Annotated in this window: 14 protein-coding genes and 1 tRNA gene; 12 read left to right on the top strand and 3 right to left on the bottom strand. The window is 66.1% G+C overall.

Annotated elements, in window-relative coordinates:
• Positions 1-219: 219 nt before the first annotated feature.
• The 4 genes from RPB_RS14825 to RPB_RS14810 all read left to right on the top strand — a co-directional run bounded on the left by RPB_RS14825 (position 220) and on the right by RPB_RS14810 (position 2,630).
• Positions 220-981: an SIR2 family NAD-dependent protein deacylase gene (locus RPB_RS14825; protein WP_011441825.1), complete on the top strand. Its 762-nt coding sequence runs from the start codon at positions 220-222 to the stop codon at positions 979-981.
• A gap of 206 nt (positions 982-1,187) precedes the next feature.
• Positions 1,188-1,853, top strand: coding sequence for a cold-shock protein (locus RPB_RS14820; protein WP_011441824.1), 666 nt, complete (start codon positions 1,188-1,190; stop codon positions 1,851-1,853).
• Positions 1,854-2,016: 163 nt separating this feature from the next.
• A complete protein-coding gene (locus RPB_RS14815; protein WP_011441823.1) occupies positions 2,017-2,496 on the top strand; it encodes a DUF192 domain-containing protein in 480 nt (159 codons plus the stop codon).
• 57 nt (positions 2,497-2,553) lie between these two features.
• Positions 2,554-2,630, top strand: a tRNA-Pro gene (locus RPB_RS14810).
• 51 nt (positions 2,631-2,681) lie between these two features.
• Here the strand turns inward: RPB_RS14810 and RPB_RS14805 are convergent.
• The gene (locus RPB_RS14805) at positions 2,682-3,974 is read right to left on the bottom strand and encodes an OpgC domain-containing protein (protein WP_011441822.1); all 1,293 of its coding nucleotides are present in this window, start codon (positions 3,972-3,974) and stop codon (positions 2,682-2,684) included.
• A gap of 266 nt (positions 3,975-4,240) precedes the next feature.
• Between RPB_RS14805 and RPB_RS14800 the strand changes: the two genes are divergently transcribed.
• The 5 genes from RPB_RS14800 (at position 4,241) to RPB_RS14780 (ending at position 9,753) form a co-directional block, all read left to right on the top strand.
• Complete coding sequence (locus RPB_RS14800) at positions 4,241-4,546, top strand: ETC complex I subunit (RefSeq protein WP_011441821.1); 306 nt, start codon at positions 4,241-4,243, stop codon at positions 4,544-4,546.
• Positions 4,547-4,780: 234 nt separating this feature from the next.
• Positions 4,781-6,385, top strand: coding sequence for a carboxyl transferase domain-containing protein (locus RPB_RS14795; RefSeq protein ID WP_011441820.1), 1,605 nt, complete (start codon positions 4,781-4,783; stop codon positions 6,383-6,385).
• Positions 6,386-6,387: 2 nt separating this feature from the next.
• The gene (locus tag RPB_RS14790; RefSeq protein WP_085978199.1) at positions 6,388-8,400 is read left to right on the top strand and encodes an acetyl/propionyl/methylcrotonyl-CoA carboxylase subunit alpha; all 2,013 of its coding nucleotides are present in this window, start codon (positions 6,388-6,390) and stop codon (positions 8,398-8,400) included.
• 6 nt (positions 8,401-8,406) lie between these two features.
• A complete protein-coding gene (locus RPB_RS14785; RefSeq protein WP_011441818.1) occupies positions 8,407-9,312 on the top strand; it encodes a hydroxymethylglutaryl-CoA lyase in 906 nt (301 codons plus the stop codon).
• Between the two features lie 204 nt (positions 9,313-9,516).
• Positions 9,517-9,753: a pentapeptide MXKDX repeat protein gene (locus tag RPB_RS14780; protein WP_011441817.1), complete on the top strand. Its 237-nt coding sequence runs from the start codon at positions 9,517-9,519 to the stop codon at positions 9,751-9,753.
• Between the two features lie 56 nt (positions 9,754-9,809).
• On the opposite strand, the gene RPB_RS14775 is transcribed toward RPB_RS14780, so the two are convergent.
• Positions 9,810-10,160 (bottom strand): GrlR family regulatory protein, encoded by a 351-nt coding sequence (locus RPB_RS14775; protein ID WP_011441816.1) that lies wholly within the window; start codon positions 10,158-10,160, stop codon positions 9,810-9,812.
• A gap of 182 nt (positions 10,161-10,342) precedes the next feature.
• Between RPB_RS14775 and RPB_RS14770 the strand changes: the two genes are divergently transcribed.
• The gene (locus RPB_RS14770) at positions 10,343-10,807 is read left to right on the top strand and encodes an FKBP-type peptidyl-prolyl cis-trans isomerase (RefSeq protein WP_011441815.1); all 465 of its coding nucleotides are present in this window, start codon (positions 10,343-10,345) and stop codon (positions 10,805-10,807) included.
• Between the two features lie 60 nt (positions 10,808-10,867).
• Here RPB_RS14770 and RPB_RS14765 read toward each other — a convergent pair whose 3' ends face one another.
• Positions 10,868-11,293: a hypothetical protein gene (locus RPB_RS14765; protein WP_245258228.1), complete on the bottom strand. Its 426-nt coding sequence runs from the start codon at positions 11,291-11,293 to the stop codon at positions 10,868-10,870.
• Between the two features lie 140 nt (positions 11,294-11,433).
• Between RPB_RS14765 and RPB_RS14760 the strand changes: the two genes are divergently transcribed.
• Together RPB_RS14760 and RPB_RS14755 are read left to right on the top strand one after the other, a co-directional pair.
• Positions 11,434-12,237: a threonine/serine exporter family protein gene (locus tag RPB_RS14760; protein ID WP_011441813.1), complete on the top strand. Its 804-nt coding sequence runs from the start codon at positions 11,434-11,436 to the stop codon at positions 12,235-12,237.
• Positions 12,234-12,713: a threonine/serine exporter family protein gene (locus RPB_RS14755; RefSeq protein WP_011441812.1), complete on the top strand. Its 480-nt coding sequence runs from the start codon at positions 12,234-12,236 to the stop codon at positions 12,711-12,713. The genes RPB_RS14760 and RPB_RS14755 overlap by 4 nt, the downstream gene beginning before the upstream one ends.
• Positions 12,714-12,747 lie beyond the last annotated feature (34 nt).

The raw sequence follows: 12,747 nt of genomic DNA, 5'->3' as shown, positions 1-12,747 counted from the left end.
ACGGGGCTCTTTTCGGGGAGGTCATCCGTAGAGACGCCCCGACTATCGGCTCGGTTCGGCCCCGTTGCAATTCAAAAAAATGTGGGTTCGAATCCGTGCATCGGGAACCCGGACCGGCGAGGCGCGTGGTCGAGCCGGTCGCATATCCGGGCCGCGTCCGATCGGCTTGCGGAAGGCGCGGCAAATTGCGAGATGTCGAATGTCACGGGACTGGAAGCCATGATCGCACCCGACCTGCGTAGCGGCGTCGAGCGGCTCGGCGACATGATCGCCGGCGCCTCGGTGATCGTGCCGTTCACCGGCGCCGGGATTTCCACCGAATCCGGCATTCCGGATTTTCGCTCGCCGGGCGGGCTGTGGACCCGCAACCGGCCGATCCCGTTCGAGGAATTCGTCGCGCGGCAGGATGCGCGCGACGAGGCCTGGCGGCGGCGCTTCGCGATGGACGACACCTTCGCGGCGGCGCAGCCGGGACGCGGCCATCGCGCGCTCGCGGCGCTGTACAAGGCCGGCAAGGTGCCGGCGATCATCACCCAGAACATCGACAATCTGCATCAGGCTTCCGGCTTCGCCGCTGGCGATGTCGTGGAGCTGCACGGTAACACCACCTATGCGCGCTGCATCGGCTGCGGCAAACGCCACGAGCTCGATTGGGTGCGGCAGTGGTTTCGACGCGCCGGCCATGCGCCGCATTGCACCGCCTGCGACGAGCCGGTGAAGACCGCGACGATCTCGTTCGGCCAGGCGATGCCCGTCGACGAGATGCGCTACGCGAGCCAGCTCGCGCAGAATTGCGATTTGTTTCTGGTGATCGGATCGTCGCTGGTGGTGTGGCCGGCCGCGGGGATTCCGATGCTCGCGAAAGAGTCCGGCGCCAAGCTCGTGATCATCAACAACGAGCCGACCGAGCAGGACGAGATCGCCGATCTGGTGATCCGGCACGACATCGGCGAGACGCTCGGACCGTTCGTCGGCAACTGAATCCCCGTATGATTCGCAGGTATTCAAGCCTGTTCATAGCTGTCGCATCACGCGTTTTTTGTCTTTGCGGCGGGCATCGCGGTGTTATCTTTAGATTAATAGATTCGCGGCGGCGCAATCCTGATTAGTCATGGAACTGGGGCACGCGGATTGCTGGCGTCGCAGGAGCGGCACGGTTGAAATTTTGACGCGCGGGGTCCGGGGTCATGGGGTCGGACGGTTTTGAGTCCAAAAAGCCAGGCGTGATGGCGACCGGCGGTGCCGGGCGGTCAGGGGCCGTTGAATTCGCGCCTCGCGACGAATTCACGCATCGCGACGGTGTCGGCGCTGCCTTCGCCGGCATCGGCGAAACCGCGAACCTGGTCGAGATCGGCGGCGTCATCAAATGGTTCGACGCCTCGAAGGGGTACGGCTTCATCGTCCCCGACAACGGCGCTGCGGATGTGTTGCTGCACGTCACCGTGCTGCGCCGGGACGGCTATCAGACCGCCTATGAGGGCGCACGGATCGTCGTCGAATGCGTCCAGCGCGCCAAGGGCTATCAGGCGTTCCGGGTCGTCTCGATGGACGAATCCACCGCGATCCATCCGGCCCAGATGCTGCCGCCGCGCACCCATGTCAGCGTCACGCCGACCAGCGGGCTCGAGCGCGCCCAGGTGAAATGGTTCAACCGGCTGCGCGGTTTCGGCTTCCTGACCTGCGGAGAGGGCACGCCGGACATCTTCGTACACATGGAGACGCTGCGCCGCTACGGCATGACCGAGCTGCGCCCCGGCCAGTATGTGCTGGTGCGGTTCGGGCCGGGCTCCAAGGGGATGATGGCGGCGGAGATCCAGCCGGAGAACGGCGCCCCCGGCCTGTCCTCGCACTGACGGTCCCCGCGTCGGCCTTTCAGACCACGCCGCTCCCCAGATCGCCGATTTGTGATCCGTCGCCGCCTTGGCGCGGCCGTTCCGTTCATCGCGGTCTGGCGTTGGCCATGATCGTCGCGCTAGGGTCGCGCCGATTTCAATCCGGACTGACGGACAGGTCGCGATGACAAGCTTTCGTTTTGGACGTTTCGGCCGCCTGCTGGGCGCGCTGGCTGCTGCGTTGCTGTTGTGCGCGTTCGCCGCGCAGACCGCGCAGGCGGCCAAGATGGAGACGCTGGAGATCGTCACCCGGACCGGCGTGCATGTGTTCAGCGTCGAGATCGCCACCACCGAGCAGGAGCGCGAGACCGGCCTGATGTATCGCAAGCAATTGCCCGAAGGGCAGGGCATGCTGTTCGACTTCCGGCCGGAGCAGCCGGTGTCGATGTGGATGAAGAACACCTACATCCCGCTCGACATGATCTTCATCAGCGCCGACGGCCGCATCCTGCGGATCGCCGAGAACACCGAACCGCTGTCGACGAAGATCATCGCCTCCGGCGGGCCGGTGACCGGCGTGCTCGAAGTCGTCGGCGGCACCGCGAAGAAGCTCGGCATCGCAGCCGGCGACCGGGTCGGGCATCCGCTGTTCAAGGGCCGCTGAGCCGGTGGCTTGCTGGGGTCGGCGGAAGCGTGTATCGACGGCGGACCGACACGGCATCGGGGTATAGCGCAGCCTGGTAGCGCGGCAGTTTTGGGTACTGCAGGTCACAGGTTCGAATCCTGTTGCCCCGACCACATTCGCAGCGGAACGTCCGCGACGCCTCGCGCCGGCTCAGCCTTTCAAAATCACGTCTTCGTCGCTCCGGCCGACGGCACCGATTGCGTCGCCGCCGCAGAGGCTGGGGGTGAGGCGGCCGCACGGGAGGCGTCCGGCCCGAGCCCGGCCGCCGCCACGCTCGTCGCCGACGCCGCCATGCCGGCCGGCTGGGCCGCCGGTGCCGCCGCGGCGACCGCCGGCCTCAGCGGCTTGTCCTGCTTCTTCGACCAGGTGATGTAATAGGCCACCAGCGTCATCAGAGCGATGCCGGTGACGCTGACCACGATCTGCGCCAGCAGCGAGCCCGAGCTCATCATCAGTTCGAAATGGGCGACGAAGGACAGGAATACGCCGACGCAGAACACCGCGAGCGACTGCTGGCCGCATTTGATCAGCGGGTCGAAAATCGGCGACTCCAGACCTTTCCACTCCTTCGGCACGAACCGGACCACCAGCACGACCAGCACCGCGAAATGCAGGAAGCGATAGGGCGCCAGATTGGTCTTGTCGTTGGGGTTGAAGGTCTCGAACAGCCAGGTCGGGAACATTTCGCCGAGGGTCGGAAACCGGCCGGCCATCGTCATCACCAGCGCGAACAGCATGTAGGCGATGCAGAACCACAGCATATAGCTGGAGTTGATGATCGAGCGCGAGCGCATGGTGCCGCCGAGCGCGCACCATGCGCCGAACACGAACAACAGCTGCCAGCAGAACGGGTTGAAGTACCAGGTGCCGGCCGGATAGGACGGCAGATTCCATTCGTAATAGCGCGCGGCGAAATACAGCGCGATCGAGGCGATCATCACCGTGTCGGGCTTGCGCAGCATCAGCCACAGCACCGGCGGAAACAGCCCCATCAGCACGATATAGAGCGGCAGCACGTCGAGATTGACCGGCTTGAATTTCAGCAGCAGGCCCTGGCGCAGCGTCTCGATCGGGTTGTCGACCAGGCCCGCGACATTGAACTCGTTGATGATGTCGGGATCGCTGAAACGCACCGCGACATAGCCGATCGCGACGATGTAGATCACGAACAGCACGATGTGGGCGACGTAGAGCTGCCACACCCGCTTGGTCAGCCTTGTGCCGCCGACGATGAAGCCGCGCTCCAGCATCATCTTGGCGTAGACGAAGGAGGCGGTGTAGCCGGAAATGAACACGAACAGGTCGGCGGCGTCGCTGAAACCGTAGTTCCGGGTGGTGATCCAGTTCACCACATTGTCCGGGATGTGATCCAGGTAGATCGCCCAGTTGGCCACGCCGCGGAACAGATCCAGCCGCAGATCGCGGCCCTTGCCGGGGAGAATTGCCTGAATTTCCATGGAGCCGTTCGTCCCGTGTCTTATTCTGAAACCGTTGTGGTCCGGTCCCGATCGATTGTCATGGCGTCGGGGACCGAATATACCCATTTCCGAAACCAGCCGCCTCGCGATGGAATCACAAGTGGCCCGTACCGATCACGAACTCCTGCGTTTCGCGACCCTTGTCATGTCACGCAAATGTTCGACTTCGATAGACACACCAAGGTACACTATGAGCGCCGCTTTCACCAAACCGCAGCAATGCACCTGACAGGCCCGAACCTTCGATGACCGCACGGATCTTCAAGCCCGCCAAGAACGCGATGCAGTCCGGGACCGCCAAGACCCGCGACTGGCAGCTCGACTACGAGCCCGAGCAACCCCGGATGATCGAGCCGCTGATGGGCTGGACCTCGTCCACCGACATGCAGCAGCAGATCAGCCTGCGCTTCCACAGCCGCGAGGAGGCGATCGCCTATTGCGAGCGTGAAGGCATCCCGTATCAGGTGCTGGAGCCGAAGGAGCCGGTGCGCCGGCGCGCGGCCTATGCCGACAATTTCGCCTTCCGCCGCGGCGAGCCCTGGACGCACTGACCGGATACGCCGGCCGTCCTCTCCGCCGGACCGCCCGCCGATGGCAGGCTCCGGCGCCGAGGCGTTTTGATCGGCCGGCGCGTGACCTGTCGGCGCAAGCCGGAGGCGAGCCGTACCGCTATGGGCTGCGCCTGTTCGGAGCGCCGCAGGTTGGGGTTGCGTCCTGCGCCCGCGCGATGACACCATGATCCGAACGCTTCATCCCCGAGGCGAGCCATAAAAGCCGGAAACGCCATGTCGCTGCATTCCCAGATCGATCCCGGCTCGTCCGAATTCGCGCGCAATGCCGAGGCGATGCGCGCGCTGGTCGCAGAGCTGAAGGACAAGCTCGACGACGTCGCCGGCGGTGGTGGCGGGGCGTCGCGCGCCAAGCACACCGCGCGCGGCAAGCTGCTGGCGCGCGACCGCGTCGACCTACTGCTCGACCCCGGCACCGCGTTTCTCGAACTGTCGCCGCTCGCCGCCAACGGCCTCTATGGCGGCGACGTGCATTCGGCCTCGATCGTCACCGGCGTCGGTCGCGTCATGGGCCGCGAATGCATGATCGTCGCCAACGACGCCACGGTGAAGGGCGGCACCTATTATCCGCTGACGGTGAAGAAGCATCTGCGCGCGCAGGACATCGCGCGGCAGAACAACTTGCCGTGCATCTACATGGTCGACTCCGGCGGCGCCTTCCTGCCGCAGCAGGACGAGGTGTTTCCCGACGAGCGGCATTTCGGCCGGATCTTCTTCAACCAGGCCAACATGTCGGCTGCGGGCATCCCGCAGATCGCAGTGGTGATGGGCTCGTGCACCGCCGGCGGCGCTTACGTGCCGGCGATGTCGGACGAGAGCATCATCGTGCGCAATCAGGGCACCATCTTCCTCGGCGGCCCGCCGCTGGTGAAGGCCGCGACCGGCGAGGTGGTCTCCGCCGAAGAGCTCGGCGGCGCCGACGTGCATTCCCGGCAGTCCGGCGTCACCGATCACTACGCGCAGAACGACGCCCACGCCATCGGCATCGCGCGGAAAATCGTCGGCACCTTGAAGCCGCCGCAGCGGGCGCTTCTCAACATGCGCGCGCCGCGCGAGCCGCTGTATCCGGCCGAGCAGCTCTATGGAATTGTCCCGGCTGAGCAGCGCAAGCCGTTCGACGTGCGCGATATCATCGCCCGGATCGTCGACGGCTCGGAGTTCGACGAGTTCAAGAAGCTGTACGGCCAGACGCTGGTCTGCGGCTTCGCGCATATCTGGGGCTTTCCGGTCGGCATCATCGCCAATAACGGCATCCTGTTCAGCGAATCTTCGCTGAAGGGCGCGCATTTCATCGAGCTGTGCTGCCAGCGCGGCATCCCGCTGGTGTTCCTGCAGAACATCACCGGCTTCATGGTCGGCAAGAAGTACGAGGCCGGCGGCATTGCCCGCGACGGCGCCAAGCTGGTCACCGCGGTCGCCACCGCCAATGTGCCGAAATTCACCATCGTGATCGGCGGCTCCTACGGCGCGGGCAATTACGGCATGTGCGGCCGGGCCTATTCGCCGCGATTTCTGTGGATGTGGCCGAACGCGCGGATCTCGGTGATGGGCGGCGAGCAGGCGGCGATGGTGCTGAGCACGCTGCGCCGCGACAACATCGAGGCCAAGGGCGGCGCCTGGAGCACGGAGGAGGAAGAGGAATTCCGCTCCCCGATCCGCGCCCAATACGAGACGCAGGGCAGCCCGTATTACGCGACCGCGCGGCTGTGGGACGACGGGGTGATCGACCCCGCCGACACCCGGCTGGTGCTGGGTCTCGGGCTGTCGGCGTCGGCGAATGCGCCGATCGAGCCGACGACATTCGGCCTGTTCAGGATGTGATGATGGCAACGACAGGCTTGTACAAGCGCTTCCGCACGCTGCTGATCGCCAACCGCGGCGAGATCGCCTGCCGCGTCATCCGCACCGCGCGGGCGATGGGACTGCGCACCGTCGCGGTGTATTCCGAAGCCGATGCCGGCGCGCTGCATGTCGGCGAGGCGGACGAGGCGGTGCTGATCGGCCCGGCGAAGGCGGCCGACAGCTATCTGAACATTCCGCGCATCATTGAAGCCGCGCGCGCGAGCGGCGCCGAGGCGGTGCATCCGGGTTACGGCTTTCTCTCCGAGAGTGCCGAATTCGCGCAGGCCTGCGCCGATGCCGGTCTGGTGTTCGTCGGGCCGACGCCGCAGATGATCATCGCGATGGGCTCGAAATCGGGCTCCAAGGCGCTGATGGAGAAGGCCGGCGTGCCGCTGGTGCCGGGCTATCACGGCGCCGCGCAGGACGAGGCGACGCTGTCGGCCGCGGCCGACAAGATCGGCTTTCCGGTGCTGGTGAAGGCCTCGGCCGGCGGCGGCGGTCGCGGCATGCGCGTGGTGCGGGCGGCGAGCGAACTCATTGATGCGATCGCCAGCGCCAAGCGCGAGGCCAAGGCGGCGTTCGGCGACGACACGCTGCTGATCGAGAAATACGTCGACAATCCGCGCCATATCGAAGTGCAGATCGTCGGCGACAGCCACGGCAATCTGGTGTCGCTGTTCGAGCGCGAATGCACGCTGCAGCGCCGCCACCAGAAGGTTATCGAGGAGGCGCCGTCGCCGACGCTCGACGCCGCCGGGCGCGACAAAGTCTGCGAGGCGGCGCGGCGCGCGGCCGGCGCTGTGAATTATGTCGGTGCCGGCACCATCGAATTCGTCTCCGACGGCCGCGACGTGTTCTTCATCGAGATGAACACCCGCCTGCAGGTCGAGCATCCGGTCACCGAACTGATCTCGGGCGTCGATCTGGTCGAATGGCAGCTTCGCGTCGCGTTCGGCGAGGCATTGCCGATGACGCAGGACCAACTCGTACTGCGCGGCCACGCCATCGAGGCGCGGGTCTATGCGGAAAATCCGGCGAAGAATTTCATGCCGTCGGTCGGCAAGATCACGACCTGGCGGACGCCGGCCGAGACAGACGGTCTGCGGATCGACGCCGGCTATCGCGCCGGGGACAGCGTGTCGCCGTATTACGATGCGATGCTCGCCAAGGTGATCGCGTTCGCGCCGACGCGCGAAGCTGCGATCGACCGGATCGACCGCGGCCTGAACGAGACCGATATCCGTGGCGTCGTGACGAATATTCCGTTTTTGTCGGCGCTGGTGACGCACCCCGAGGTGGGCGCCAACGCCATCGACACCGGCTTCATCGAGCGCCATCTCGCGGCGCTCACCGCGGCGCCGGAGACGGTCGGCGATCTCGAACTGGCGACCGCGGTCGCGGCGATCCTGCGCAGCGAGGACGACGCCGCGCGTGCCGAAGGGCCGACGCCGTGGCGCGCGTCGGGCTGGATGCCGGTCGGACGGCGCAAGCGCAGCTTTGTGTTCCGGCGCGGGCAGGGACACGACCACACCGATCACGCGGCGCAACTCGCTTACGGCGTCGGCGCCGCAACACTGACGATCGACGGCCGCGATGTCGTGTTCGCGTGGTCGGTCAATGGCGAGGGTATCGACGTGACGCTCGGCGAGACGCGCTCGCGCGTTCACGCCGTGCTCGACGGGCACGAATTGTATTTGCGCACGCGCAACGGCCGGTTCGATCTGCACCTCGTCGATCCGTTCGGCGGCGAGAGCGAGGAGGCCGTCGGCGAGGACAAGATTGTCGCGCCGCTGCCCGGCACCGTGGTCGCGTTGCTCGCGGAAGCCGGCGCCAGGCTCGACAAGGGCGCGGCGATCCTGACCCTCGAAGTGATGAAGATGGAGCAGACCCTGCGCGCGCCGTTCGCCGGCACGCTGACGGCGATCAAGTGCAAGGTCGGCGACATCGTCCAGGAGGGCGCCGAACTCGCCGAGATCGAGCCGGACGCGGAGTAGCGCAGCATGACCGACACCGTCCGCATCGTCGAAGTCGGCCCACGCGACGGGCTGCAGAACGAGAAGACGCCGATCAGCGTCGCGGATCGGATCGCCTTCGTCGAGGGCCTCGTCGCGGCTGGCCTGTCCATCGTCGAGGTCGGTGCGTTCGTGTCGCCGAAGGCGGTGCCACAGATGCAAGGTTCCGACGAGGTGCTGCGCGCATCGCTGAAACTGCCCGGCGAATTCCACGTGCTGGTGCCCAACGAGAAGGGCTACGATGCCGCGCGCGCCGCCGGCGCGCAGGTGGTCGCGGTGTTCGCCTCGGCGTCGGAAGGCTTTTCACGCGCCAACATCAATTGCTCGGTCGCGGAATCGATCGAGCGGTTCAAGCCGGTGATCGCGCGGGCGCAGGCGGACAATGTGAAAGTCCGCGGTTATGTGTCCTGCGTGCTCGGCTGTCCCTTTGATGGAAATGTGCCGGTGCAGGCGGTGGTCGATACCGCGACCACGCTGTGGGATCTCGGCTGCTACGAAGTCTCGCTCGGCGACACGATCGGGGTCGGCACGCCGAACAAGGTCCGCGAATTGCTGCGCGCCTGCGCCGACGCGGTCCCGATGGCCGCGCTGGCGATGCATTTCCACGACACCTACGGCCAGGCCCTTGCCAATCTCTATGCCGGGCTGGAGGAGGGCGCGCGCGTCATCGACAGCGCCGCCGGCGGCCTTGGCGGCTGTCCTTACGCGCCGGGTGCCACCGGCAATGTCGCGACGGAGGACGTCGTGTACATGCTGGAAGGCATGGGGATCGCGACCGGCATCGACATGGACAAGCTCATCGCCGCGACCAACGGCGTCGCGTCGCTACTCGGCCGCCCGCCGGTCAGTCGGGTGGTGAATGCGTTGAATGCCAAGCGGAAGCGGGCGGGTTAGCAAAAGCTTGCGTTCGGCTGCTCTGAGCGAAGCTCACGCCGGTATGTTCGACGCAGCGCGTGCATCGTGTTGCGGTGCACCCGGATAATCGCGAGGCATTCGGGAATATTCGCCGTCCGCGCGTAACAAAGTCATCGCCGCGTCCGTCTGGACCTGTAGCGGCTCTCGCCGCGTCCCGATTGATCGCAACAGGATGACAGCAACATGACCATCAGCACCCGTATCGCTCTCGGCCTCACCGCCGCCGTCGTCTCTCTCAGCCTCGCCGCCGCGCCGGCGGCCTTCGCCATGGACAAGACCGACACCATGAAGAAGGACACCATGTCCAAGGACGGCATGAAAAAGGACACGATGGCGAAGGATTCGATGTCGAAAGACGGCATGAAGAAGGACGACGGCATGCACAAGGACAACATGTCGAAGGACGGCATGAAGAAGTAAGCGCGGCCTGCGGTGGGCCCGTTCCGGTACGATCGGGCCCAGCCGGGCCGACGATGTCAGTTGATATCGGAGAGCCGGCGCAGCGTGGCGCGGAAGCTGACGCTGCGGCTTCCGACCAGCGACGTGCCGAACACTTCGGAGCGATCGTCGGCGAAGGTGCCGGTGAAGCCTGTCGTGACGTCGCGCCCGGCGAACACCGGCCGGGCCGGGGTCTCCGCATAGGGCGTGTGCTGGCGCGTCAGCAATTCGCCCTTCCAATGGCCGTCGCCGATCGTGTAGTCGCCCACCGTCCAGAAATACGGATCGCCGCCGAGCAGCCTGCCGTCGCGCAGGATGATGATCCCGTTGGACCGGCCACGGACCCCGTCGAGCATCCTGATGTGGATCGAATACAGCCCGTTTCGCATCGGTGCGCCAATGTCCCGCCTGAGCTTACCGCCGGGAGCGGTTCGCGCAATGCGCGAGTGGCCGGAACGGCCCCCGATTGTGGGCGGGCGGATGAGTTCCGCCGGGCGGTTGTGATGTGGGTCTGTTCTGTCTAGAACGGGGCCTCGCTCGCGATCGACCCGACCTGTCCGAGGACAATCCGATGCCTTTCGCCCCCCGCGCCAGCGCCATGCTGGCCATCGCTTTCGTCGCGGCGCTGTCCGCAACCGCGACCCTGACAATGAGTACCCCAGCAATGTCCGAATCCGCCAAGACCGTCACCACGCCCTCCGGCCTCAAGATCGAGGATGCCACCGTCGGCAGCGGCGCATCGCCCGCGCGCGGCCAGATCTGCGTGATGCACTACACCGGCTGGCTGTACGAGAACGGCGTCAAGGGCAAGAAATTCGACTCCTCGGTCGATCGCAACGAGCCGTTCGAATTCCCGATCGGAATGGGCCGTGTGATCAAGGGCTGGGACGAGGGCGTCGCCAGCATGAAGGTCGGCGGCAAGCGCACGCTGATCATTCCGCCCGAGCTCGGCTACGGCGCGCGGGGCGCCGGCGGCGTGATTCCGCCGAATGCCACGCTGATCTTCGAGGTCGAGCTGCTCGGCGTGAAGGGCTGAGCGGTCGAACGGATCGTGCGGCCGCCCGCCATCGCAGGCGGCTGCACGTCGGTGGCCGGCTTATGGGCGACCGCAATAGACCAGGATGCTACCCGCCTTGTTGCCGCAGGTCGCGGTCATCTTGTCCTGTTCGACCCGCAGCATATCGGAGAAGCGGCCCTTGCTGCCGCTGATGCAGATCGCCGACAGCAGGATCTCGCCCGACTCGCACGACACCGGGCAACCGTCCGAGGCGCAGCTGGACGAGGTGAGGGTCCTGACCGGGCTGATCGGTGCAAGCGCGCTCACCGACGGGTCGGTGGTCGACGCGTTCGGTGCGACCTCGCGTTGGGAGTTCATCGCGACAAATGCAATCACTGCGGCGGCGACGAGCGCCACGATCAACACCGGAAATTTCATGTCCAACCTCATTCCTCGAAAGGGCATCACGCCAGGAACCGGGTCAGCATAGTCCTGTGCTTCTGAATTGGAAGTGATCGCAATCAATGACTCGCGATCTCATTCGGCGAACTACCACATGTTACCATCGTCCGAATATCGTGCGTCAGGCGCGGAATCGCCACGAAGTTTGCGGATCGCCGAGGTTCGAACGTCCCTTTCACGGGCCTGATAACTGAAATCGCAAGATGGAAACCCATTCGGATACCGCTGACGGAGATCGTCTGCATCACCACGCGCTCGACCGCATCGCGCATGCGACGTTGCGCGCCGGCGCCATCCTGGCGCAGAGCGGCGCCTCCGTCCGCGTCGTGCATGAAGGCGCGCGGATGATCGCCGGCGGGCTCGGCGTTGAGGTGCTGGGGATACGATCCGGCTATGCCTCGTTCGAGATCACGCTGGAACGCGACCGCCATACCATCACCCGCATGACGCAGATCGGCCCCCACGGCGTCAATCACCGGCTCGACTTCGCGGTGCGCGATCTGGTGCTGCGCGTCTCGCGCGGGGGAATGTCCCCGGAGGAGATCGAAAGCGAGCTCGACCGGCTGCTGCGCGACACCCCACGGCATCCGCCGTGGCTGGTGGCGATCGCCACCGGCGCCGCCTGCGCGGCGTTCGGCCGGCTGCTCGGCGCCGACTGGCTGTCGTTCGGGCCGATGCTGGCGGCGGCAGGGATCGGCCAGCGGCTCCGGCATGCGCTGCTCGGGCGCCATGTCAACGTGTTCGTGGTCGCCGCGATCATCGGTTGCGTCGCCGCGACCCTCGGCGGCCTCGGCGCGCGTCTGGCCGGCAGCAGCACGGTCGAGCTGGCGATGATGGCCTCGATCCTGCTGCTGGTGCCGGGCGTGCCATCGACCAACGCGCAGACCGACGTGCTCGACGGCTACCCGACGATGGGCAGCGCCCGCGCGGTCTGGGTGGTGATGATCATGGTGTTTGCGGTCACCGGGCTGTGGATCGCCGAATTCGTATTGAGGGTGCCGGTGTGAGCAATGAACTGATCGCCATGCTTGCTCACCTCGCGCATCAGGCCGCGTTCGGCGCTGTCGCTGCCGCCGGCTTCGGCGTGCTGTTCAATTTCGGCTGGCGCTCGCTGGCGTGGTGCGCGGTCGCCGGCGCGCTGGCGCTCGGCATCCGCACCTTCAGCCAGACATCCGGTGCCAGCCTCGAGGCCGCGACCTTCCTCGCCGCGATCGGCACCTCCTGCATCGCGATCCTGGCGCGGCGCTGGCTCGGCGTCGCCTGCAACGCCATCGCGCTCGCCGGCTGCATCCCGATGGTGCCGGGCGCGTTTTTCGGCCAGGCGATGATCGGCTACATCTCGGTCGCCGCCGATACGTCGGGGCAGTCGGTCGAACAGCTCGTCGCGTCGGCCCAGGCTTTCATTCGCGTCGTCTCCATCGTCGGCGCGATCGGCGCGGGGCTGGCGATCCCGGCCTATCTGTTGCGGAGCCGGCAGTTCTGAGCAACCCTCACGCTTCCGGCGTCGCCGCCGCTTC

This window comes from Rhodopseudomonas palustris HaA2 (genome assembly GCF_000013365.1).
Classification (GTDB): domain Bacteria; phylum Pseudomonadota; class Alphaproteobacteria; order Rhizobiales; family Xanthobacteraceae; genus Rhodopseudomonas; species Rhodopseudomonas palustris_J.
The sequence above is the reverse complement of the archived record's forward strand: the minus strand, read 5'-3'. Positions and strand labels throughout refer to the sequence as shown.